Below are 25,932 nucleotides of genomic sequence, written 5' to 3' on the forward strand. Positions count from 1 at the left end.
AGCGATCCGACGGTTACTTAGCTTCTCCTTGTTGTGCCAACGTTCAATTTGACGGCGTTCAATCAGTGTTAAATGTTTGCCTTTTGTGTTAGAATCATCTTGCATCTGAATCCTTTTCTACTTTATTTTTCCAAATTCAAGTATAAAGGTTTCAGCTGTTTTTTTCTTGCTTCAGGTGGCTAACTTAATTTTACAATTTGCCAAGGAAAAAATTATTAAAAAGTTCCATTTTTAATAAGCTAGTGGCAGTATAAGTCTAATGATGTAATTTTTTATTTCTAAAGGCTAGTCCCAACAAATAGATACTTCATATTTTTTTGTAGAGCACAAATTTTAATTACTAATTATTTTTTAAACTTAAAAAGTTTATGATTACTTATAAAAGGCTGAAAAGAAATTATCTCAACTTTAAAGTTTTACTTTACCATATTTGTGTCGCTTCAATTTCTTGAAAAGTGCTGTCTAAGTCCTCCGTCAAAATCGTCACATGACCCATCTTACGGTTGGGCTTACTATCAAGTTTGCCATAATCATGAACATGCCAATCAGGGTGTGATATCAATAAATCTTTAGCACCTTCAAAGTGTTGACCCAAAATATTAAGCATTACAGCTGGTTTTAATAACACTGGCTGTGGAAGCTTCTGACCTAGTATTCCCTTAATGTGTAAGTCAAATTGTGAAAAATCACAAGCTTCAATCGTGTAATGGCCTGAGTTATGCGGTCTTGGTGCCAATTCATTGACGTAAATCGTACCAGACTTAGTTAAGAACATTTCTACACACAGAGTTCCAGCTAATTTCAATTCGCGAGCAATCGCAAGTGCTACCTGGTAGGCCTTTTTTGCTATTTCATTGGATACACGAGCTGGTGTAATTGTCTGATGCAGAATATTATCAATGTGATCATTTTCCGCAATTGGAAAAGCAACGACATCTTTACCATTTCCTGACAAAATAATAGAAATTTCACGGTCAAATGAGATAAAATCTTCAAGAACACACTCAGAGTGAGCTACCAAGTCACGGGCTGCATGTAGATCCTCATCTGATGAAAGTACTACCTGTCCATGTCCATCGTAACCACCTGCTACCGTTTTCAAGACTTGCTTTCTCAAAACCTGATTAGGCAAATCGGCTGAATTCGTAATTAACTGCCAAGGTGCAATGGCTACTTTTGCTTCTTCCATAAGAAAAGTTTTCTCAAACCTACGATTCTGAGTAATTTCAAGAAGACGAATTCCTTGGGGAATGGCAACACAAGTTTCAATCTGATGAAGACCTTGGGCATCTACATTTTCAAACTCATAGGTGATCACATCACAGGCATAGGCTAGTTGCAAAAGGGCATCCACATTATCATAATTCGCGACAACCAACTTGTCGGATACCTTACTTGCAGGACAGTCAGGATTGGGATCAAGAGTAATGACACGGTGCCCCATATATTGAGCCGAGATTGCCATCATTTGGCCAAGCTGTCCTCCACCAATTATTCCAATTGTTTTTCTTTTATTTAACATCTTCATCCGCCAATCTTTGGGATTTTCTCTTTTACTAAATTTAACTTTTAGACACAAATTCTTATTTATAATTCTTAAATTAATAAATCGTTTGAAGCTTTCACGATCTCTGCTGCTTCTTTACGGAAATTGACGAGTTTGTCATAGAGGGTAGTATCATTTACCGCAAGCATCTGGACCGCATAAAGTGCGGCATTTTTTGCACCTGCTTCGCCAATAGCCATAGTACCTACAGGTACCCCCGCTGGCATTTGCACAATTGAATAAAGTGAATCCAAACCAGATAGGGCATGAGATTTTACTGGTACTCCAATCACTGGTAACGTTGTCTGAGCTGCAACCATACCAGGTAGATGCGCTGCTCCACCTGCACCGGCAATAATAAGTTTATAGCCTTTACCTCTTGCTGTATGAGCAAAGTCAGCCATTAATTCAGGACTACGATGAGCTGAGATAACTTTTTTTTCAAAACTAACACCGAAATCTTCAAGGATCTCCGCTGTAAATTTCATCGTTTCCCAGTCCGAACTGGAACCCATTATTAATGCTAAATCTGTCATTTTTTCTCTTTTCTCTCTATTATCTTACCCAAATTTATTTCTAAAATTATTTACTTTCAATTTCCAAACTATTTTCCCAAAGTAATTGTGCAGTAAAACCCATTCCTTCAGTTTTGGTATTTGAAAAACTTCCATCATAGACCTGACCAAAGCCGCAAGAGGGGCTACTTGATTTCAAAATTGCTTTTGTACACCTAAATTCTTGAGCAATGCGCAGTGTCTCTTTTGCTCCCAACTCGAATTTTTCCGTAAAATCTTCTCCCAAAGCACTTAACACCCGTTCCCCGACAATCTCCATTGCCGGCCTTGGAGTAGGCAAACCACCTAGTTGCTCAGGACAGATTGGGAGGGCTAATCCTCCTGTTACCATTTCACAATTTTTGGATCTGTCATTGCATTCCCATCATAACGACAAGAGAAACCAGCGAGACATGCACTTACTAAAATTTTTTTCATTAATTTAGACCTTTTGAACCAATGTCATGTCGGTAGAACATCCCTTTGTTATCAAGTAAATCTAATTTTCCATAGAGGCTGGCTTGTGTCGATGCCACATCTGCTCCTGTTTCAGTAACCAGATAAACTCGTCCACCATTCGAGACAAGCTGACCTTCGTTTTCGGAAACACTTGCATAATAGACATTCAAAACGTCTGGAATTTTAGGTAAGATAATCCCCCTTGTTGAACTGGCAGGGTAGCCATCCGAAGCAATGACAATGCCCAAAGTTACGCTCGATTCGAGCCAAGTCAACTCTGGTTCACGGCCGTCTAGAATTGCATCAATTGCTGCTGCCAAATCACTAGTCAGGCGAGGCAAAATAACTTGTGTTTCGGGGTCGCCAAACCGGGCATTGAACTCAATATTTTTAACTTCTTTAGTCTTTGTTAAAATTAATCCAGCATAAAGCACGCCCGTAAAGGATTTGTCTTCAGAAATAAGGCCTGCAACGGTTGGCTTCACAACTTTCTCTAGGGCTTCATCAATGTATTTTTGGTCAATATGTAAAACTGGAGAATAGGCCCCCATGCCACCTGTATTTGCGCCTTTATCCCCGTCAAATACTCGCTTGTGGTCTTGAGCAATTGGCATTGGATAAATATGTCCCTGATGAACAAAACTAAAAAGAGAGAATTCTTCACCATCAAGATATTCTTCGATAACTACCTTACCAAATCCATCTTCAAAAATATCAGTTAGGGCTTCCTCGGCTGTTTTTATGTCCATAGCCACGGTTACGCCTTTTCCTGCTGCCAGACCATCCGCTTTGATGACAATTGGTGCACCTTGGGTACGAATATAGTCTATGGCCATAGTTAGAGATTCAAAAGTTGCATAGCTAGCTGTTGGTACACCATACTTGGTCATGATTGACTTAGCAAAGTCTTTAGAACCCTCAATCTCAGCCGCAGCCTTTTTGGGACCAAAGATTCGCAAACCTGCTACTTCAAATGCATCAACAATGCCATTCATGAGCGCTTTTTCAGGTCCTACGAACGTCAAATTAATGTTCTGGCTTTGAGCAAATTTGACAAGTTTTTCATTGTCAAGTTCGGAAATTGAAATTGTTTGTATTCCATCGCGGACCATCCCAGGATTACCAGGTGTCACATAAACTGATTCAACCAGATCACTCTCTTTAAACTTCTTCGCAATTGCATGTTCGCGTCCTCCAGATCCAACAACTAAAACTTTCAACTTAATCTCCAAACCTTTTTTCTCTTAGATTTACCTCAAAACTATCTCCCTCTATCTTAGAAGATTTGGTCAAAAAGAAAAAGTCTAAACCGAAGCTTAGACTCATTTATTTTTAAAATGTTCGGAAAATTTACAAAGAGCAAGTTCCAAAAATTTAATTTTAACTATATTTACCAATTAGGTTAAAAGACACTTATGTTTTAATGGTACTCTTGATTAAATTTAATCGTTTGGATTTTGGAACTTTTATTCCCAATAATGCCCTCAACTAGTGAAGTGACAATATTTTCAAAAACCTTTTATGGAAGACCAGATATAATCAAAACGACTAAAAAAATCCATAATAAACTGTAAGATCAACTCCTTCAAAAGGGAGAATTTGGAGAAAGATGTTTTTGAGCAAATAAAGAATAAATTTTACACATTTAAAGTAACCCGATCTAATTAACTTTAAATTTAAAGCTAAATAAAAATCTGACTGCACCAAAACTACACATTATTTTGATATTTAGCCTAGGTTATGTCAAGTAAAACTTTTGAAGGTCAATCAAGATTTTGTTGCTTATACTTATATTGAAGTTTTGATAAACTCCTACACCTAAAAATGTTCAAGCATAAAAGTTGAAATCAAATGCCAAAAATGACTATCTTATAATTTGAAATTTTATTTATAGTATTCAATTTTTGCTTTTGGATATTTAGCTTTTAAAATTTTATCAAAAGGACTACTATATTTTGATAAAATAATTGTTGTGCTGGTCCCATCCTCGTTTCCAAGTAATCGATATAACTCACCTAAATTTACAAATTGAGCTTCAAATCTTTTCTTGGCCTCTTCAAAATACTTAGCATCTATAACCGATTTAAACATATAATTTAAACCTACATAATTATTGCTATTTCCTTCAGTTACAAAATACTTTTTCATAGAACCTCCAGTATAGAAGTTGAAAATAATTCCTATACTATTAATGATATTAATATAAATAATTTCCCGTTTCGGTATTTAAAGCAAAACCAACTAGTAGTTAAAGTATTTTCAAATTTCACTGTTGACTCTTATCATTCAATATTTACTACTTTTTAATATTGTTGAAAATTAGTATTCATTTATCCTACATTGAACTCATCTTTTCCCGAACAATTTCTTTTATAAACTTGCCTATCTGAAATATCAACCATGTATGCGTTTTCATTGTAAGCATATTACTTTTAAAATTAATTGTCAAATATTTATGATAACCACATCAGGTAATTTCTAAGTTAAATTTTGTCAATCTTAATCATCTGAAGTGGCCTGACTGCAGAATGAACATTGGATTTCTGTGTAAGTATATCCTTTGTTCTTTTATTACAATAGGATTTTTCCAATTTTCATTTTATTTGGCTTCATTTAAATTCAGCCTTTTTCTTACATAAATTAGTGGCGGAAATGACGTACACCTGTGAAAACCATAGCAATGCCATATTTATCACAAGCATCGATAACTTCTTTGTCCCGTATCGAACCTCCAGGTTGGATAATAGCAGTAATACCGCCTTTCGCGATCTCATCGACATTGTCAGCAAATGGGAAAAAGGCGTCAGAAGCTAGGACCGCACCTGTCTGTGTTTCAACTGGTTTTTCTGCAGTTGCTTCGAGTGCAATTTTGACTGAGCCTACACGGTTTGTTTGACCAGGTCCGACACCAAGCGTCTGGTGATCGTTCGTCACAATAATACCATTAGATTTGACAAACTTCACAGCTTTCCAAGCAAAGCCCAAGGCTTTCATTTGGGTTTCGGTTGGTTGAACCTTAGTTGCTACTACCCAATCATCTGGGTTTTCAATCAAGACATCCTGGTTTTGGACAAGCAAGCCACCAAGGACGCCTGTCACCATTGGGAAAATCTCAGACCGAGCCTTTTCAGTGAAGTCTACAGTCAAAATACGGATATTTTTCTTTTTTTCGAGAACTACTAAGGCATCTGCTGCATAGCTAGGTGCAATGATGATTTCTAGGAAGATCTTGCTCATCTTTTTAGCTGTTGCCAAATCCACTTCACGGTTCAAGACAATGATTCCACCAAATATAGAAATTGGATCAGCTTCAAAGGCATAATCCCAAGCTAATTCGATGTTATCGGCTATACCGATGCCACAAGGATTCATGTGTTTAAGAGCTACCACTGTTGGTTTTTCATCAAAATCACGAGCAATTTGAAGCGCTGCGTCCGCATCACGGACATTATTGTAGCTGAGTTCCTTACCATGGAGTTGAATGCTACGAGCGACTGAGTAAAGGCTTGGTAAACCTGACTCGTAAAAATCTGCATCTTGTTGAGGATTTTCACCATAACGCATGCTTTGTTTAAGGTCATACGTCAAAGTAAGCTTTTCAGGTTTGCCTTCAAAAAATTGTTCTGTCAAGTAACCAGCAATTAGAGCATCATAGGCGGCCGTGTGGCGAAATACCTTAGCAGCTAATTTTTGACGGGTTTCCAAAGTTGTTTCACCAGTCTCAGTTATTTCAGTTAAGACCACTTCATAGTCTGCCGGGTCAATTAGCACTGCCACTGAAGCATGATTTTTTGCTGCCGAACGAAGCATTGAAGGACCACCAATATCTATCTTTTCGATCATGTCTTCTTGGTTACCACCTGCCAGCAAAGTTTCCTTAAATGGATAAAGGTTCACCACTACGAGGTCAATCGGTTCGATGTTATGCTTGCGCATAGCATCCATGTGCGTTTTCAGGTCACGGCGGCCGAGCAAAGCTCCGTGAATCAAGGGATGAAGAGTCTTTACGCGTCCATCCATCATTTCTGGAAAACCCGTCACCTGATCAATCGCAATGGTTTCAATACCTGCTTCAGAAAGTGCAGATTTAGTTCCACCAGTTGAGATGATTTCCCAATCCTGTTCGCGAAGTTTTTGAGCAAATTCAACGATTCCAGTTTTATCAGAAACACTAATAAGCGCACGTTTTGACATCTTTTCCTCCATATTCTCGAGTTTCAAAATTCGAGATTTATTCTGTTTTATTGCCATGGACAAGATTGGACGGATACGTCATCTGTCCTTTTCTACTGTTTAATTTTAATCTTATTGTTAGAAAATGACATGTTTAAAGCGAAACTTCAGCTAGTTTCAATCTTTATTGTTCGTAAATTAATTTTTTCATAAAAAATAAAAGTGCCACAGTCATTATCCTGTAGCACCTATTTCAAGATAACTCATTTGGAGTTTTTAATCAGGTTTCTTATAACATCCGGATATAAAGCATATTCCGCCTCATGCACTTGTTTTTCATAAGATTTGAGGTCATTGGCATAAGGAACATCAACTTGTGCAATAATTTTACCAGTATCCACGCCTTCATCAACATAATGAATTGTCACACCAAGACCACATTTAGCCGCATGTGATTCCTCAATCGCATGCGGAGAGCCAGCAAAAAACGGTAAGTAGGAAGGATGCACATTGACAATCCTCCCCCCAAACTCTTTCAATAAAGTTGGACCAATGATCTTCATGTATCCCGCCAAAACAATCAAATTAATTGAATGCTTTTTTAACGCAACAACTAGTGCATTCTCATAAGCAACTTTACTAGGAAAATCTCTCAGTTCAAATACCAAAGATTCTATACCTAAATTCTTAGCTCGATCCAATACATAAGCATTTTTATGATCTGAAAACACTAAGACGACCGAGTCAGGAAATTCCTCAGCTATTCTTTGAAAATTTGATCCATTTCCAGAAGCAAAAATGGCAATTCTCACTTTATCACCACTGCTTGATCTTGGCGTTCAACAATTTTGCCAATTTCAAATGCATTCAATTCAAATTTAATAGCTTCAGCACTGCCTGCATCCACCGCCAAAACCATACCAATGCCCATATTAAAAATTTCATACATTTCTTTGTGCTTGATCTCACCATATTTTTCTAATGCTTTAAAAATAGGCAAGATTTCCCAAGAACCTTCGATAATTTCAGCCGCTAAATCATTGCTAAACATACGTGGAAGATTTTCATGAAAACCACCACCTGTGACATGAGCAATACCATTGATCTTATTTTCCTTAATCAGTGGCAACAGCTCTTTCACATAAATCTTAGTTGGTGTTAAGAGAATCTCCTTCAAAGGTGCGTTAAGTTCAGGTAAGAACGTATTCAAGTCAAAGCCTGAAAAAATCTTACGTACCAAAGAGTAGCCATTAGAATGAATACCTGATGAAGGCAAGCCAAGCAACACGTCACCCGCCTTGACATTTTTTTCTCCATCAATAAGATTGACTTTCTCGGCAACACCAACTGCAAATCCAGCCAGATCATAATCATTAGTGCCATACATACCTGGCATTTCAGCTGTCTCACCACCAATTAGAGCAACGCCTGACTGGATACAACCTTCGGCAACACCTGCGATCACCTGTTCCAATTTCTCGGGTATATTTTTTCCTGTCGCAATGTAGTCAAGAAAATACAATGGTTCGGCTCCCGCCGCAATAATGTCGTTGACGCACATGGCTACACAATCAATTCCGATCGTGTCATGCTTATCTGCCTGAATTGCCAGCATTAGCTTTGTACCTACACCATCCGTCCCAGAGATCAAGACAGGTTCTTTCACATTCAAGGCAGACAGATCAAAGATACCTCCAAAACCACCTAGTGTACCCATAACGCCTAAACGTTCGGTTTTTACAACATGTTTTTTGATACGTGAGACAACTTCATAACCAGCTTCGATATTAACACCAGATTTTGCATAGGCATTTTCAGACATATTTTCCTCCAATAACTTTTAAAAAGGCTTTAAATTAAAGGTGAGATTACGATAATTATTTTGACCTAAATTTTATTACCTGCTTTTTTATATAATTCTATGTTAATGCATTTTTTCAAATAAAAAAGTTTTCAGTAAAAAATACTGAGAACTTCTTTCATATCGTTCGGAAAATATAAATTATATGGGATAACTAGCAGATTGTTTTTAGCCAAGTTATAAAATTCGTAGTAAATATAATGAATCTTGAGTTCCATATTTATCCAACACAAGAGCAAAACTTTACCTTTATTGTTCCCTTCAATTTACTAATCACCTAGGAACCATTTCACAATTCCGTATATTTTTTCTTACTATTTTTGCTTTTCGAGACTGGATAATTTTTATCATTTTTACTAAGTTTTTCTTGAATGATTTTATCAACATTAAGATTCAAATTATCAGCCATCATATACGAATAAATAAAAACGTCCGCGAGTTCTTCCTTAACTCGCTCAAGATTCGCAATACCTTCTTCAGAACTTTTCCACTGAAACAGTTCCAAAAGTTCTGATGCTTCAAGCGAAATAGAGATAGCCAAATCTTTTTCGTTATGAAATTGTCTCCAATTTCGATCATCTCGAAGTTTATTAATTTCATCCATAATATCCATTACTTATCCCTCCTGAGCTTTTAAAAGTGCTTCTCTCAAGTATTTATCTACTGCATATATGTAAAGTCCGTTAACTCCACGAGTTAATAATACATTGAGTTCATTTTTAAGTAATAAATCAGATACTTCTTCTTTTGATCCATCCTTCAGGGTTCGCTTCTGTGTTGCCTTCTTATTCTTACTTTTAGAGGGATCAAATATTATTTCACCATCTCTATATGAAACAGAGGGACCAATAATTACACCAGCATAATTCAAGTCAAATCCTTGGATAGTAAAAGTCGAACCTACTTCATTTATTGTTTGCTCTTGTTCTGCCCAAGATTTATCTCTATCTTTCTTTGACTTTTTAAGCTGTAAATTCCACGGAAGCTCAAATCCACCTATCTTTACTTTCCAAAATTCTTTGTTTTCTGGCTTTTTTCCATTGATATACTCCCATCGAATGTTGCAAGTAATCTCGAGATTCCTGCTTCTTCATTCTTAGATTTTGCCTTTAATCTTTCATACATTTCTTCAACATCATTAAAAATTATTAAGTCATATTTTGAGTCTTTGCGAATTGGATTTATTTTTTGATTATCAATTAGTTCTCTAATCCAATTAACCGTGTATTCTTCAGCATTAATTCGAAGTTGTTCACCTAAATAGAAATAATTTTCTTTAAGTTTTACCTTTTCAAGCAAATTGGTATAATCCTTATTTTCCACAAATTGTTCACGTGAAAGAATTTGGTTTTTATCAAAAACTACAATAACAACTTTTGCTCTATCCAAAATATCTTGAAGTTGGTTTTCTCCTCTGTAGGATTGCTTACCTTGGGTCCACAGCAAATGTGCTTCGTCGATAATTACAATGTCAACGGGTTTGCTTGGATCATAAGAATTAATAAATTTTGTCAGTTTCGAAACAATATTTGAATCTTGTTTGATTAACCTCAATTTCTTCGCCAGTTGCTGGTATACAATTAATTGTTGATTATGATTAATCAAGAGGTACTACTTCTGGTCACATTTCTCAATTATTTGATTTTCTTAATTTTCTCGTGAAAACTGATTTAGCTCATCAGAACAGTTTTACCAGATCCAGCTTCTCCCTCAACTATAATAAGTTGACCAGTTTCATCCTTGCTCAACAAGGTTGTAATCTTTGAAAAATTTTTTTGCCTAATATTAAGCTGTCCATTTGTAAATTTGTGGAACGGAGAAACTTTGAAAAGTGCAGAGTCTCGGGCGGTCTATAATGCCCCTTTTTAAAAGGACTTAGGCACATATTGGTCCCAAAACGGTCCTATGATTTTTATATCATTATCAAATAATTGATTTTGTTTTTCTAGCTTTTCAAATGGTTCAAAAAATTTGTAATTTGTCAAGTCTTTCAGCAATTAAATCAAATGGAATTTCTGCCGTTATTATTTTCGTTTGAGATCTTGCGTTTTTAACATTATTAATCTTTCTAATTGTACTTTCAATTTTTTCTTTATCAACACCAATTATCTCAGTAAGCCATATTAAAGTTTCAGGTCGACCAAAACTATTATATATTTTCCTTGCAGAGGAGTTTGGCTTGTGCCTGAAGCCTTTTACTCCATTGATTGGCTGATACAGACAATGCATGGTTAGATGTTCCCGTCCACAAGACCGCCATCGTTGACCCTTTTGTTCAAAATTACTATCAAAATTATTAGCCAGAAGAAACACTTCTAACAAAATAATTGGAGATGTTTTATAATGCCTAAAACTTCCTCAATGACCGCCCCATAAAAATGAAAAACAAGAATCCGTCGATTATGTAAAATCACTAATTGAACAAGCAAGAACAAATGCTCGTAATACTGAAATTCCAAAACTCGAAAAATTAATTCAACTCCTTATACCACCAGTGTGGGGCTTTTAGCACTAGAATTTGTTAATTCTTACTTTAAAAATTTTGCTACAAGAGTTAGCAAGTTTTTTTTAATTTCTTCAAAGTCACAATTTAGATCAATTGTGATAATACTTATATTATTCCCATTAATTTCGTAATGATGATTTGGTTGTTCCTCTGAATGTGTCTTTGCATATAATAGCATGCCACTTACCGTCTCATCAAATTTGGCTTGCCAATTATTTACGTAAGCGAAAATTTGATATAAATTGGCTGACTTCTGCTTTGCTACACCACCTTCAAATCGCTTTGCCATATTTTCAGAATAAAATTTCGTATCGATTATCAATGTTTTATTTTGGTTTTGTACCATGATATCTGTCTGCATTATAGGTAAAGCATCATAAATACCATTGTCAACTTTCCAGGGTATTTGTGGATGGGTAACGTCATACTGAGTTTCCCTTTTATAAAATGCAAAAATGAATTTTTCGTACAACGAAGACAGCCTTTGCTCATCTTCTAAACTATAGTCATTAGAAAAATCTCCGTCTGAAATTAACATTTCTTTATACAATAAGTGGCAGATATCAATTAAAAACTGATACCTAGTATTTTGACGATTATATTGAACGTTCTTCCAAAGATTTAAATTCAATTTAACATCTGAAACATTACTAAAATACACCAAAAATCCATAAAATTTCTTGCGCTTATCCTTGGTTAATTTAGGGAAATTTGAAAGGTAGAGTATAGTTGCTTTCAATATTTGATTAAGCAATATATCTTCAGAAAACTCATCATAAATAGTCACTAATTTCTTATCTACTAATGAGTTTTGTTTGACTGAAGAATTGATATCAATCTTTCCACGGATCACCGAAGTGCGTTCATTAACTCTGATATAGTCTTTCAATAAGCCACTACGAATTAAAACAGGTACTCCTATCAATAAAATTTCTGAGTAAAGGTCTTTTATATTCTCAAAATCCTCTGCACTAAAATTTTTAAATTCTGAAAAACTTAATATTTGATATGCATAGGCCAACATATAATAAACATTTTTTATCGGAATTGCATCGTTAGTTTGCATAATATGCACCCCTCAAACGAGCTGCCCATTCATCCGCTTTTGTTTCATCATCAAACCAATATTCGTACAGCTGAGGGATAATTTCATATTCAACAACTTCTTCAGTTCGATTATTGGCGTCTTTCTTAAAAGCTTCACCTACAAAATAACTATGACCAATTTGGAATCCTGTCCCTAATTCTTCAGAAATAACCTTATTGAGTTTTTTAACTTCATCGATAACTGTCAAAACTTTAGCTGGATTCCCAATATTATTGAGATAGTCTTTAAATGTGCTATTATCGAAAGCAGGACTTATTTCAAAAAACGAGAATCGACGTCTAAGTGCATAGTCTAATAGAGCAAGACTTCTATCAGCCGTATTCATCATTCCGATTAGGTAGAGGTTTGATGGTACTAGGAATTTCTCATTTGAATAGAGCAAATTAATAGACTTACCGCGCTTTTCAGTTTCAATCAACATCATTAATTCACCGAAAATCTTACTCATATTTCCTCGATTAATTTCATCAATGATAAAGAAATAGTCACGTTCGGGATCTCGTTCTGCTTTTCTTGCAAATTTTACAAATGGCCCTTGTTTTAACTCAAAACCATCACTGTCAGCTTTTGGCCGAAAGCCTTCAATAAAATCTTCATAGCTATAGCTCTGATGAAATTGAATCATCTGAATGCGAGAGTCATCCTTTTCTTCCATCATCAAATAAGCAAGACGATCTGCAATATAAGTTTTTCCAACGCCTGGCGCACCTTTAAGTATCAAATTTTTTTTATTTTGAAGAACCGATCGTAATCTATTCAGTTGTTCTCCATCTATGAATACTTCTGAAAGAAAATCACTAACTGTGTATGGTTCGTTTTCTTTAATAGTTGGACGGGATTCTACATAACGAATATAGTAATCTATGGAACTTCCAGAAACGCCTTTATAACGGTCGTAAGATTCATCTGCTAATACTGTCTCTTTAATGTTCTTTAAAGCTTCAGTATCTATTTCACCAAATACTGTTACATGAAAAGTATTTTCAATATCTTTCAAAGATGAGACTTTTTGAGCTATAGTTTTGTCATTCAGATGCTCGCCACTTTGTTGAACTTGTTGAGATAGCCATGTCTTAAACTCATTTACTATAAGTGAATTTTCATCAATCACTTCCCCATTGATTAAAGAGTCGATGTAAGCGATAAAATCCGGTTTGCGATTGATATTAGTCAAGGTCTTCATCGCAATTTGCTCTTTCAAATTCCAACTACCATTGTTTGTCCAATTAATTTTACGTCGATGCTTAAGCACTCTAGCATGATTGTCAAAATAATACTCACCAGTAACTACCCCACGCCCGACTATTTTCTTAACTCCCTCTTTGGCATAAACAATATCACCAGGTTTAATTTCTTGATAAAACTCCCAAACTGCCTTAGAGTCGTTTATTGGACGTGTTCCGTCGTTACGATGTTCCGACATTAATTTCTCAATTTCAGCACGTGAGCTATATTGTTCCAAATCACCTAAGTAGTCCCATCCAAGCCCTATCACATTTGAATTATAAAATTCATTCCAAAGACCTGCATCACCACCTGGAGCGCATACCCAATAATTAATACTCTCATCAATTTCACCATCGTGAGTTGATGTTTTCTTATCTTTTTTGGGATATGTTAAAGAAGGATTTTCAGCATAGTACAAGAACTTAAGATATGCCCTCAACAATACTCCTAATGCAGGAATGCCACCTAGATTATCTGGTTTGCTACGATTGCCTTCTGTGAAAGTCATTTGAGAGTATTTTTCTAACCACTTTATGTTTATCTCATTGAATGAATTTGGATATCGCTTGTTTATACCCTTAAGGATTACAGGTACGTCTGATTCTGGTTGCTGAGTAATATCTAAATAAATGTTCTTGAACTCTTCAAATGAACGATAGTTAAAGAAATTTGTAAAGTAGTCCCGTCCATTGTCTAAACTGAAGTCCTTAAATAACTTTCCAAGATTCTCTAAAAACGGTGCATACCAAATTCCAGTTTTTTCACCTAAATTATCTTTTGACCAATCTGAAAAATATTTTTTCTGATCTTCTGCAGTGATACTCATGTGCTTTCTCCTTTATATGTTAATCAAATTTATAATATGCATCATAATCGGCATCTGAAGGTAATTCTTCCATAAAAATTTATGCTCGATGATTATCGAAATATTCCATACCAGCATCCGTCCACATTTCTGCTTGTTGCACTACGGTTTGAATTGCATCTTCCATTCCTTCTGGTGGATATTCGTATTTACGTAGCAAGCGTTTCACCATTACACGCATTCTTGCACGAGCTGATTCCTTCTTCTGCCAATCTACTGTTCGACTTTTACGTAGGATATCTGTCAATTCATGAGCCAATGCAACTAATTGGTCATTTTCAATAAAATCTTTAATTGCTGAGGGTCTCGTCAATGCATCGTAAAATGCCAGTTCCTCATCAGTAAGACCAAGTTCATTACCTTCAGCACTTGCTATTGTCATCTCTTTTGCAAGCTTCATTAATTCTTGGATTACCTCTTCGTTAGAAATCATACCATTCAAGTATGACTTCATAGCACGTCCAAGCATATCAGAGAATTTTTCTGATTTAACCAAATTTGTGTGCTTATACATTGTAACTTGCTCTGCAATCAATTTTTTAAGCATTTCTACTGCAATATTTTTTTCTTTCATCTTAGAAATTTCATCTAAGAACTTCGGATCAAATAAAGAGAACCCAGTGTCTATATCTGAGAATAAATTGATAACCCCTTCACTTTTTATACTCGCTTTCAATAACTCATTAATCCGATTGTTGATTTCTTTCAGTGAGAGTGGTTTTCCAGCCCCTGTAATGCGAGTGAGTAAAGTGCGGACAGCCTCAAAATATGCTGATTCAAACCGTTCTTCTGGAGTTAACAATGAGCGACAAAGGGAAGCTGCTTGTCTAAGTAATAAGGCTTGCTTTATGTATTCCTCTTTTGCTTTTTCTTCAGGAACTCCTGATAAGAAGTTTACGCCGCCACTAATTGTTTTAGCTCGCACAAGATCTGTAGCATTTTCAGACATAAATCCTGAGTAGTCAAAACTATGGAAAATACCTCTACAAACTTCTAGTTTCTCTATAAACTTAGACAATGCGGTTTTAGCAATGTTAGGATCACCAAAATTACCTTTATCTCGATTGGTATAGTCATTCATCGCTTGTTTGAGAGCTCCGGCTATACCCACGTAATCTACAACAAGCCCACCTTCTTTGTCTTTATAGACCCGATTCACTCTTGCAATAGCCTGCATTAAATTATGCCCACTCATTGGCTTGTAAACATACATCGTAGCAAGACTTGGAATATCAAAGCCAGTTAGCCACATGTCAACGACAATCGCAATTTTTAATGGATCTCTATTGTCTTTAAACTTCCTGGCCATTTCATCTTTATGGCTCTTATTACCAATAATATCATGCCACTCCTCAGGATCATTGTTACCCGAAGTCATCACTACACCAATTTTTTCTGTCCATTTTGGTCGTATATCTAAAATCTTGTGATAAATTTTCATTGCTATTGATCGAGAGTAAGCAACCACCATAGCTTTACCGGTCAATTCATTTTCTCGATAATTTTCATAATGATTAATAATATCAGCCACTAAAGCATCAATCGTTTGATCTGCTCCAAGAATAGAATCTAAACGCCCAAGTTCCTTCTTGCTCTTCTCAATAGCATAATTCTCAGCTTCCTTAACCATAACATCATATTCTTCATCAATTTTATTAAGCACGCTTGCGTCAAGTTTCAGATGAATGACTCGACTTTCATAATAAACAGGGCGAGTCGCACCATCTTCAACTGCTTGTGTCATATCATAGACATCAATATAATTACCAAAAACCTCAGTCGTTGATTTGTCCTTGTTTGAAATTGGTGTTCCTGTAAAACCAATATAAGTCGCATTAGGCAACTGGTCACGAATAATGCGGGCAGTTCCTATTTTTATTTTACCGGTGGCAGCATCAATTTTTTCTTGTAGACCATATTGACCACGGTGTGCTTCATCTGCCATAACTACAATATTTCTTCGCTCCGATAGAGGTGAATCATTCTCTTCGAACTTTTGCATGGTTGTGAAAACAATCCCATTAGCTTCACGTCCTGCTAATAGCGCTTGTAGGTTTTCACGGCTATCCGCTTGAATTGGAATTTGACGCAAAAAGTCAGCACATTTCGCAAACTGGCTAAACAATTGGTCATCTAAATCATTTCGGTCAGTAATAACTACAATTGTCGGAGAGCTCAGTACTTTTTGTAAAAGATGCGCATAAAACACCATAGACAATGATTTTCCACTGCCTTGAGTATGCCAAAAAACACCACCTTTACCATCTGTTTTTGTTGCATGAATAGTCGAGCTTGACGCTTTATTCACAGCGAAGTACTGATGATAGGCTGCAAGAATTTTTACATCATCCCCAGAGTAGCAAATAAAGTTTTGTAGAATATCTAAGAATCTTTTTTTATCAAACATTCCTTCAATAAAAGTATCCCACTGGGCATATTGGATATTTTCATAACTTCCATCAACTGTCTTCCATTCCATGAAACGGTCTTCACCACCAGTAATCGTACCAGCCTTAGAGGTTGCTTGATCACTAATGACACAAAAAGTATTGTAGTTAAATAAAGATGGAATTTCCTTTTGATAAGTCTTTAGTTGTAAATAAGCATCTGAAACATCAGTTTCTTCTCGAGATGGACTTTTCAATTCAAAAACAACAACAGGAAGACCGTTTAAGAAAACAATAATGTCTGGGCGTTTATTACTATTTTCAATAATTGTCCACTGATTAATAACTTCAAAAGAGTTGTTTTCAACATTATCAAAATCAACTAGTCTAACGATACCAACATGTTGTTCTCCTTTATAAAAGTAAGATACTTCAATACCATTTTGTAGCCACTCAGTAAACTGTTTGTTTTTTTGAATTAATGAACCATTTTCAAAGCGCATCAACTTATTCACCGCTTCACTAATCGCAATAGATGGCAGATTTGAATTTACTCGCTCCAAAGATGACGTTAACTCTGATAAATATATTGATTCCGTATAATCCCGATCTATATCTGGCCCATATTCATAGTCATATCCCATTTGTTTAAACAACTCAATGACTGCATTTTCATAATTTCCTTCAGCAAACACCACGTTTAACTCTCCTTTACAAATATCTTAATAGCAATTTCCAAATGAATCGTCTACCGATTATTTATAATAATCTCCTCTACTATCCCAGATTAATTGAATCATCCACAAATATTACTGCAGTTGAAGCTTTAGCTATTAATGTGGTGGAATGACTTGTAAACTATTTCCATAAATTTTTATCGATAATGCAACTTTCATATTGCGACTTCTTTCTTTGGTAAATCATCATTTAGTGGCTTATTAGTGGCTTAGTTGATTACTGAGACTTCTCCAGACATCAGTTTGGGGAGAAGTGAGTCTCTTGTTTTGACTAATTTATCATTCTCTAAGATATTATTGTTGATTTTCTCAAATATTGGCATAGTCAGCTTAGAAAATTCATCAAGCACTGCAGGTGTTGGCAAAGTTATTTTAGCTTTTTTGAAAATGTCTTTTCGATAAAAATCGCGAGCACTACCACTAGACCATCCACGAACTTTATTATTAATATTTTTTACATGAAAGTGGATAAATGACTCAGGAACTTCTGGTCTAATTGATCTAAAACACCACATATTCTGATTTTGCAACGAAGGAATGTTCAGCTCTGTTACCAGACTAATCTTTCCGACACTTGCCCCAACCATAACTAGGACAGTGTCAAACTTACGGAAGACAAAATTACGGTATTTAGTATCCTCGTAGAATTCTTCTGGCAACATAATCAAGTCGTTATTATTAACATAACCATTCTCAAAGTTAGTTGTACGAATCATACGAGTTCCTTCAGCAACGTAGTCTTTACTTTTAAATGCGTAGCCGTTTTGAACAGTTGAGATTTCGTCAAAATCAATTTCTTCCCAATCTGATGGAAGATCACGACCAAAAGGTTCATAATCGACGAACCAAGAGTTGAAAATAGCTTGAGCTATATCCGCTAAATGATGATTTATCTTCTTGTTATTCTCAATTTTTTCATCTAAAGCAGATAAGGTCTTTGCAATTTTACGCTGAATTTCGAAAGGATAATCAGGAACTTCATATTTCATGATTGCCGTTTTGTCACCACGCGGCATTTTCGTTCCTTTAGACGTAGCTGTATCGTAATTAAAAAAATTATCATTTGCTAATACATAATATAAAAATTTAGAGTAGATTTTGCTATTTGCCCTAATCACTAAAACATCATTGGAGCAACCTCCATCTTCTTTTGTGTACCATATTTTCTTAAAGTAGGGTCGAATATTCGAAATAAGGATGTCTCCTTTTTTATAACCTGACGTTGTTTTACCTGTTGGCAATTTTGCTGCTTTAGTTATACCTTCTTTATTAGGCAATATATTCTCAGTTGATATATAGTTGTCCAACGTCAACTCTGCAATATTTACACGGTCACCAGCATAACTAGAAACATCTGATAGAATTTTAGAAGTCAAACCCAATCGCCCCCAATCTCTCACGTATTTCATCTTCAAGTTCATGAGAGCGTTCGAACATTACAGTAAGTTCGCTTGTCAATCGGCCCATTTTTTCTTCAAAAAGTTCACCATCATCCACCTGTTTTTCAATTCCGACATAACGACCTGGCGTTAAAATATAGTCTTGTTTTGCAATATCTGCTGTTTCAACGACAGCACAGAATCCTTTTTTATCTTCAAGTTTTCCGTTTTGGAAAGCTTCAAATGAATTTGCAATTTTCTTAATATCATCTGCTGAGAAGTCTTTATGTTTTCGATCAACTAGCTCACCCATCTTACGTGCATCAATGAATACCGTCTTACCTTTTTGTTTTTTATTACGTGATATAAACCAAAGACATGCTGGGATCGTTACGCTATAAAAAAGATTTGATGGTAAAGCTACTATTCCTTCAATTAAGTCATCTTCAATTATTGCTTTACGGATATCTCCTTCACCACCCGAAGTTGTCGAAAGAGATCCATTTGCCAAAACTAAACCAATTTTCCCATTTGGTGCTAAATGATAAATCATATGTTGCATCCAAGCATAGTTAGCATTCGAGCTTGGAGGAGTTCCATATTTCCAACGCGGATCATCTTGTAATTGATCAGCTCCCCACTCTTTGATATTAAATGGAGGGTTAGCCATGATGTAATCCATTTTTTGGTTTTTATGAACATCGTTAAAGAAGGTATCTGCATTATATGGTCCGAAGTCTGCATCAAGACCACGAATTGCCATATTCATCACTGCCATTTTCCATGTATCGGCATTTGACTCTTGACCATAAATTGAAATATCTCTGATATTTCCTCTATGATTTTGAATGAATTTTGCAGATTGAACAAACATGCCTCCAGATCCACAAGCGGGGTCATATACGCGTCCTTTGTACGGTTTCAATATTTCTACGATTGTCTTAACAATAGAAGTTGGCGTGTAAAATTCTCCACCCTTTTTACCTTCAGATTCAGCAAATTGTTCTATAAAATATTCGTAAGTACGGCCAAGTAAGTCTTTTTCTTCATTTTCATCTTTTAAGTTTATGTTGTTAAAAATATCAACTACTTCTCCTAATACACGTTTATCTAAGTCAGGACTTGCATAATTGATAGGTAATACATTTTTTAATTTTTTATTCTCTTTTTCGATAGCCCGCATTGCATCATCAAGTATTATCCCGATTTCTGGTTTATGTGCTTTTTCTGCTACATTTTTCCAACGGGCTGCTTCCGGTACAAAGAATATGTTTTTCTCAAAGTAGAAATCGCGGTCTTCTTCATCACCTTCATAATAATCTATATCATTCAAAATTTCTTGGTATCGAAATTCAAACGCATCTGATACATATTTAAGAAATATTAATCCAACAGAGATTTTTCGATAATCTGATGCTGAGATATGTGATCGTAGTTTATTAGCTGATGCTAAAAGTTCCTTTTCAAACCCTAAATTTGCATTAGTTATCACCATTATTTCTTGTCCTCACTTTTACTAGAATATTTATCAAAGTTAACCACTTCACAGATATCACCTATATCTACTTTCAATCCATAACAGATTTTCTCAAGTGTTTCTGTAGTTACCGTGTCTGAGTGGGTTAATTTGTTAATTGTATACTGACTAACACCAGAGCGTTTAGCTAACTCTTTCTTACTTAGTTCTAAATCTATCAATAATTTCCAAAGCTTTTTATAACTCATCGTCATAGAGAAAACTCCTTTTCTTTTAAACCTCATCTAAAATTGAAGTATCCATTATGTTATAACATAAAAAAGCAACGATAACAGTACTTTATTTAGTGAACACTTAATTTTTGATAGTATATCCAATAAAGTACAAATCTACCTTTGATGCCATAGTTACAGATTGCCTTGCAAAATACAAATCACACAATTGTATCTGAATCTAAATGTTTTATAAACCTCTTCAGAATAAACTACCATGCTTTGAAAATTATTCAAAATTTTGCCTGTATTTAGTCAATTTATAAAGCACCTGAAAACTATAGCTATGGACTAGTTTCTTAACATTGAGAATTATGCCTATTTTACCCACATAAGTTTTTATGCAAGTCTAAGCTATTAAGATAATTACTCCTCAATTATAAAATTTAAATTTGGCAAATTACAAATTTAATTTAGCCCCCTAAACATCTGAAGTGGTGTCTGATACTTGACATTTTTCTTGGATAACGATTCATCCAGGTCTCAATTTTGGCAAAAGTCTGAACTGTTGTTTGTTTTGTTCCTTTGGGTAAAAAGCGTCAAATCATACGATTATGATTCTTATTGCTTCCACACTCAAAGCTCGCATAGGCATGGCAATAGTACACAGGACAAGCAACCGTCTCATGTAAACTGACAAATTCACGTCCATTATCCAACGTGAGGGATTTGAACTGAATCTTCTATTGAAGTGTTAAAAGCGCCGTGTTGACGGATTGAGCAGACTTATCCGAAATTAAACGGATGCTTTCAAACCGTGTTTGGCTCTCTGTGAGCGTCAAAGTACCGTATCGATTTCCCAATGTCCAAATGCTTCAAGTTGGTTAATCTCTTCATTCAGGACGTTGGTCAATGGACAAGCAATACAGGCGCTTGGATTGTGTTTTTCGAAATTTCTTTACTTTCTTATAGTGGGGATAAAGTAAGCTATGGCATTTTACACCGTGCCAGCCTTTGTCCACCCCGTGATAAAGTGTTCGAAGAACAATCACCTGTCAATTCTTGAAGAATAACGACCACGGTGACTTTTATTGGCTCTGCGATGTTCTTGTGCATGATGCACAGAGTATTTTGTCTTTATTTTTAAGTGAATTTCCCCCAAATGAAGCTCATTATTGAGCGTCTGAGGGGCTTTATTTAAACGCTGAGAAATCTGAAGGTTACACTTAGCTTGTCCTTGTTGTGCCAACGCTCAATCAACTGACGTTCTGAATAAGTAAGTTCTTTGCCTTTTGTGTCAAAATAACCTTGCATCTGAATTCCTTTTCTACTTGTCTTCTTTCAAATTCAAGTATAAGAAATTCAGGTGTTTTTTGCTTTCTTTAAGTGGCTAAACTAATTTTACAATTTGCCGATTATAAAATTTCTCAATTTATATTTATATTTATATTTATATTTATATTTATATTTATATTTAAGGATTATATTTAATATCTAACAATTGAGGTTTTTAAAATAGAACACTATTTTTAATTTTCTGAGCCATTTTCTTCCCCGTAATAAAGCGTTTAGTTGAACTCATTTTCAATAAGTCTAAATCTATATTATTTAATTTACAAATTTTGAAATACGAGCAATATTTTCATTATTCAACTCACTTTTAAACCAGAAAGAATATAAAAAAGCAAAGTCATTATTTTATAAAACTGACCTTGCTTTTAATGTATTTATAATTTTACAACATTCTTCCGCAATGAATCTAAATACTCCTCTTCATAATCATAAAGCGGAGTTGGATAGTTTCCATCAAAGTATGCGAGGCAGAGCTTATCGTGGCCAATTGCTTCAACTAAACCATCTTGGCTGAGAAAGTTAAGAGAGTCAGCACCAATAATTTCACATATTTCTTCATTTGTATGACTAGCTGCAATCAATTCATCTCGATCTTGGATGTCAATTCCGTAGAAGCAGGGATATTTTATCGCTGGGCTTGCAATGGCTACGTGAACTTCAGTTGCACCAGCGTCTTTTAGTAGACGAACAATACGGCGGCTAGTTGTACCTCGAACGATTGAATCATCAACCATGATCACGCGCTTCCCTTCAACTACTCCACGGACTGCGCTTAACTTCATACGAACTCCCTGCTCACGGAGTTCTTGAGTAGGTTGAATAAAGGTGCGAGCAACATATTGATTCTTGATCAATCCCATTTCATAAGGTAGGCCAGATTCTTCTGCATAGCCACTAGCGGCACTGAGTGAAGAATTTGGTACACCTATAACTATGTCTGCATCAATTCTAGCTTCTTGAGCGAGAATTCTGCCAGAGCGTTTGCGAGCTGTGTGAACATTGACACCAGCAATATTACTATCGGGGCGGGCAAAGTAAATATACTCCATTGAACAGATCGTTGTGTTGGTTTTTTCCGTGAAACGCTCAACATGAATACCCTTGTCATTGATCTCAATGATTTCGCCTGGTTGAACGTCTTGAATCCATATGGCACCAACAACGTCAAATGCACAGGTCTCTGAGGCAACAACAATAGCGCCATTACTCATTTTACCGATGGATAATGGACGGAAGCCATTTGGATCAAGGGCAGCAATGATGGAATCCTTGGTCATGATGAGGTATGCAAAGCCACCTTGAACAGTGTTCAATGCTTCCTTGACACGCCCCATGAACTCTGGGTGATGGCTACGACGGATCAAGTGCATGAGTATCTCAGTATCTGAGTTTGAAGAAAAGATGGCGCCTGATTTTTCAAGTTCACATCGTAGAGTGGTGGCATTAGTAAGATTGCCATTGTGGGCAAGACCCAGAGCGCCGTCATGGAAGTCAAAGTGGAAGGGTTGGATATTGTTAAGATCTGAGCCACCAGCTGTGGCATAGCGGACATGTCCGATAGTGGCTGATCCTGTCAACTTCTCAATATCCTTTTCATCACGGAAGACTTCGGTCACGAGACCGAGACCACGGTGACGCTTCATCATCCCGTTGTCATTAACCAGAATGCCTGCGCCTTCTTGACCGCGATGTTGAAGGGCATGTAGACCGAAATAAGTCAGACGTGCCGCCGCCGGATGTCCCCAGACGCCAAAGAGGCCACATTCTTCATTGAGAGATTTCTTTTCAAAATGGACCCATTCTTCAGCTGTCAGGTCAATACTTTGATCTAAGTGCTTTTCTTTTAATTCATTAGGCACGGGATGGCTCCTTCATAGATGCAAACAGCTTCCTCGGTCGCAACAGTGATTGTGTTGATGCGGAGTTTCCCATTATTAGTAACGGTACCGAGCTTGGCAAGCTCAAGTCCTGCTTCTGTAGCCAAATCTTCAAGAGCCATCGTTGCTTTTGTTGCAACTGACAAGATGAAACGACCCTGTGTTTCGCTAAAAAGTTGAGGTTCAGTCCCAGTGAAAGTCACATCCACACCAAATCCACCGGCCATGGCAGATTCCACCAAGGCGATAGCGAGGCCACCTTCTGAAAGGTCATGAGCAGACTTGACAAGCCCAGCTTTGATGGCAGTCAGTACAAATTCTTGGTTCTTTTTCTCAGCACCAAGGTCAAAGTCGATTGTACCTGAAATTTGACCTGTAATCATTTTTTGGATTTCTGAGGCTGAAAAGTCGTCGCCAGTTTTACCAATAAGATAGATAACATCACCTGCAGCCTTAAATACTTGAGTGGTGATATAGTCAGTATTTTCGATCAAGCCAACCATCCCAATCATTGGCGTTGGTAAAATGGCAGATCCGTTAGTTTCATTGTACAGTGAGACATTCCCCGAAATTACTGGAGTATTAAGAGCCAGACAGGCACGTGAAATACCGTCGACTGCGGTTGTTAGTTCCCAGAATTGTTCTGGCTTTTCAGGATTACCAAAGTTCAAACAATCAGTAATAGCAAGCGGTCTACCACCTGAAGCAACAATGTTACGCGCTGCTTCAGCCACAGCAATTGCGCCACCTTTTTCTGGATCAAGATAAAGATACCGAGCGTTGCAGTCGGTAGTCATTGCGAGGGCTTTTCTGGTTCCTCGCACACGCAAAACGGCTGCGTCAGATCCAGGTGCAACCACTGTGTTAGTCATAACACGTGAATCATAAGTCTCATAAATGCTGCGTTTACTAGCAATAGTTGGTTGTGCGAGCAAAGCTTTTAAAGTTGCTGTGCTGTCTGTAATTTCAGGTATGAACTTTTCAACTTGAGCAAATTCCGCGATACGGGCAGGGACTTGAGCCTCACGGTAATAAACAGGTGCATCCTCAGCAAGTGAATCAACAGGCACATGAGCAACCATTTCACCCTTGTGAAAGAGAGTATAGAACCCGTCATCAGTTACTTCACCTATGTTTACCGCATCAAGATCATATTTCTTGAAGAGTTCAATTATTTCTTGCTCGTGCCCCTTCTTGATACAAAGAACCATCCGCTCTTGAGACTCCGAGAGCATCATCTCATACGGTATCATTTCAGTTTCACGTTGTGGCACATTATCAAGGTTAAGGCTAAGACCAGATCCAGCTTTCGAGGCCATTTCAGAAGTTGATGACACAAGGCCTGCAGCACCCATATCTTGAATTCCAACTAGGATATCCCCATGATTTTGGATAACTTCGATACAAGCTTCTAGAAGGAGTTTCTCCATAAACGGATCACCTACCTGAACGGCTGAACGTTGAGTTTCAGAACCTGAGCCGAATTCTTTGGAGGCAAATGAGGCACCATGGATGCCATCACGTCCTGTTTTTGCGCCAACATAAAAAATACTATTGCCTATCCCCTTTGCCTGACCTTTTTGGATATGCTTGTGCTCAATTAGTCCAACACAAAGAACATTCACTAATGGATTACCTGCATAGGATTCGTCAAAGGCAACTTCACCACCAATAGTTGGGATACCAATACAGTTGCCGTAACCAGCAATACCAGCAGTAACTTGCTCTACAATATGACGGGTCTTCTGATTATCAATCTGGCCAAAACGTAAACTGTCAAGAATTGCAATTGGGCGGGCCCCCATTGAAAAAATATCACGAATAATCCCTCCTGAACCCGTCGCAGCACCTTCATAAGGTTCAACATAGCTTGGATGATTATGTGATTCAGCTTTGAAAACGACGGCTAAGTTATCTCCAATGTCAACAACACCAGCGCCTTCACCTGGTCCCATAAGGACTTGAGGTCCAGTGGTGGGAAACTTCTTCAAAACTGGTTTTGAGTTTTTATAGCAACAGTGTTCTGACCACATCACTGCATACATACCAGTTTCAGTAAAGTTGGGTAAGCGATCATCTAGAATTTCTTCCTTAATCTTAAGATATTCTTCATCAGTCAGTCCCCATTCACGATATATTTTAGTATCCCTGATTTCTTCTGGTGACAATTCTACAGTCATTATTTCTCCTAGAGTTATTTTAACGTGATTC

19 protein-coding genes and 2 pseudogenes are annotated in these 25,932 nt (G+C 36.6%); all 21 read right to left on the minus strand.

Annotated elements, in window-relative coordinates; all coding sequences use genetic code 11:
* A partial coding sequence (locus tag HNQ37_RS00005) for a helix-turn-helix domain-containing protein (protein WP_183538034.1) occupies positions 1–105 on the minus strand: 105 nt, incomplete at its 3' end.
* A gap of 316 nt (positions 106–421) precedes the next feature.
* Positions 422–1,522, minus strand: coding sequence for a 5-(carboxyamino)imidazole ribonucleotide synthase (purK, locus tag HNQ37_RS00010; RefSeq protein ID WP_183538035.1), 1,101 nt, complete (start codon positions 1,520–1,522; stop codon positions 422–424).
* 74 nt (positions 1,523–1,596) lie between these two features.
* Positions 1,597–2,082, minus strand: coding sequence for a 5-(carboxyamino)imidazole ribonucleotide mutase (gene purE, locus HNQ37_RS00015; protein ID WP_183538037.1), 486 nt, complete (start codon positions 2,080–2,082; stop codon positions 1,597–1,599).
* A 46-nt stretch (positions 2,083–2,128) separates the two neighbouring features.
* The gene (locus HNQ37_RS00020) at positions 2,129–2,452 is read right to left on the minus strand and encodes a 2-thiouracil desulfurase family protein (protein WP_183538039.1); all 324 of its coding nucleotides are present in this window, start codon (positions 2,450–2,452) and stop codon (positions 2,129–2,131) included.
* Positions 2,453–2,537: 85 nt separating this feature from the next.
* On the minus strand, positions 2,538–3,779 hold the full coding sequence (gene purD / locus HNQ37_RS00025; RefSeq protein ID WP_183538042.1) for a phosphoribosylamine--glycine ligase: 1,242 nt from the start codon (positions 3,777–3,779) through the stop codon (positions 2,538–2,540).
* 664 nt (positions 3,780–4,443) lie between these two features.
* Positions 4,444–4,707: a hypothetical protein gene (locus HNQ37_RS00030; RefSeq protein ID WP_183538044.1), complete on the minus strand. Its 264-nt coding sequence runs from the start codon at positions 4,705–4,707 to the stop codon at positions 4,444–4,446.
* Positions 4,708–5,199: 492 nt separating this feature from the next.
* On the minus strand, positions 5,200–6,753 hold the full coding sequence (gene purH / locus HNQ37_RS00035) for a bifunctional phosphoribosylaminoimidazolecarboxamide formyltransferase/IMP cyclohydrolase (protein ID WP_425486315.1): 1,554 nt from the start codon (positions 6,751–6,753) through the stop codon (positions 5,200–5,202).
* Between the two features lie 242 nt (positions 6,754–6,995).
* A complete protein-coding gene (purN, locus tag HNQ37_RS00040; RefSeq protein ID WP_183538046.1) occupies positions 6,996–7,544 on the minus strand; it encodes a phosphoribosylglycinamide formyltransferase in 549 nt (182 codons plus the stop codon).
* On the minus strand, positions 7,541–8,554 hold the full coding sequence (gene purM, locus HNQ37_RS00045; RefSeq protein WP_183538048.1) for a phosphoribosylformylglycinamidine cyclo-ligase: 1,014 nt from the start codon (positions 8,552–8,554) through the stop codon (positions 7,541–7,543). The genes purN and purM overlap by 4 nt, the downstream gene beginning before the upstream one ends.
* Positions 8,555–8,882: 328 nt before the next feature.
* Positions 8,883–9,206, minus strand: a complete 324-nt coding sequence (locus tag HNQ37_RS00050; protein ID WP_221288944.1) for a nucleotide pyrophosphohydrolase — start codon at positions 9,204–9,206, stop codon at positions 8,883–8,885.
* Between the two features lie 3 nt (positions 9,207–9,209).
* Positions 9,210–10,198, minus strand: a pseudogene (locus tag HNQ37_RS08620) (DUF2075 domain-containing protein).
* Between the two features lie 357 nt (positions 10,199–10,555).
* Positions 10,556–10,915 (minus strand): hypothetical protein, encoded by a 360-nt coding sequence (locus HNQ37_RS00060; RefSeq protein ID WP_183538050.1) that lies wholly within the window; start codon positions 10,913–10,915, stop codon positions 10,556–10,558.
* Positions 10,916–11,121: 206 nt separating this feature from the next.
* Entirely contained in the window at positions 11,122–12,165 is a 1,044-nt protein-coding gene (locus HNQ37_RS00065; protein WP_183538052.1) for a 5-methylcytosine restriction system specificity protein McrC, read from the minus strand.
* The gene (locus tag HNQ37_RS00070; protein ID WP_183538054.1) at positions 12,155–14,260 is read right to left on the minus strand and encodes an AAA family ATPase; all 2,106 of its coding nucleotides are present in this window, start codon (positions 14,258–14,260) and stop codon (positions 12,155–12,157) included. The genes HNQ37_RS00065 and HNQ37_RS00070 overlap by 11 nt, the downstream gene beginning before the upstream one ends.
* Before the next feature lie 79 nt (positions 14,261–14,339).
* Positions 14,340–17,384 carry an HsdR family type I site-specific deoxyribonuclease gene (locus HNQ37_RS00075; protein WP_183538056.1) on the minus strand — a complete coding sequence of 1,015 codons (3,045 nt, stop codon included), beginning with the start codon at positions 17,382–17,384 and terminating at the stop codon, positions 14,340–14,342.
* 248 nt (positions 17,385–17,632) lie between these two features.
* A complete protein-coding gene (locus tag HNQ37_RS00080; RefSeq protein ID WP_183538058.1) occupies positions 17,633–18,799 on the minus strand; it encodes a restriction endonuclease subunit S in 1,167 nt (388 codons plus the stop codon).
* Complete coding sequence (locus HNQ37_RS00085; protein ID WP_183538060.1) at positions 18,789–20,297, minus strand: type I restriction-modification system subunit M; 1,509 nt, start codon at positions 20,295–20,297, stop codon at positions 18,789–18,791. Before HNQ37_RS00085 ends, HNQ37_RS00080 begins: the two co-directional genes overlap by 11 nt.
* A complete protein-coding gene (locus HNQ37_RS00090) occupies positions 20,297–20,533 on the minus strand; it encodes a helix-turn-helix domain-containing protein (RefSeq protein ID WP_183538062.1) in 237 nt (78 codons plus the stop codon). Before HNQ37_RS00090 ends, HNQ37_RS00085 begins: the two co-directional genes overlap by 1 nt.
* A gap of 431 nt (positions 20,534–20,964) precedes the next feature.
* Positions 20,965–21,805 (minus strand): annotated as a pseudogene (locus HNQ37_RS08625) (IS30 family transposase).
* Between the two features lie 413 nt (positions 21,806–22,218).
* The gene (gene purF / locus HNQ37_RS00100; protein ID WP_183538326.1) at positions 22,219–23,664 is read right to left on the minus strand and encodes an amidophosphoribosyltransferase; all 1,446 of its coding nucleotides are present in this window, start codon (positions 23,662–23,664) and stop codon (positions 22,219–22,221) included.
* 23 nt (positions 23,665–23,687) lie between these two features.
* Positions 23,688–25,901 carry a phosphoribosylformylglycinamidine synthase subunit PurL gene (purL, locus tag HNQ37_RS00105; protein WP_183538064.1) on the minus strand — a complete coding sequence of 738 codons (2,214 nt, stop codon included), beginning with the start codon at positions 25,899–25,901 and terminating at the stop codon, positions 23,688–23,690.
* Between the last annotated feature and the right edge of the window lie 31 nt (positions 25,902–25,932).

This window comes from Lactovum miscens (assembly GCF_014202895.1).
GTDB lineage: Bacteria > Bacillota > Bacilli > Lactobacillales > Streptococcaceae > Lactovum > Lactovum miscens.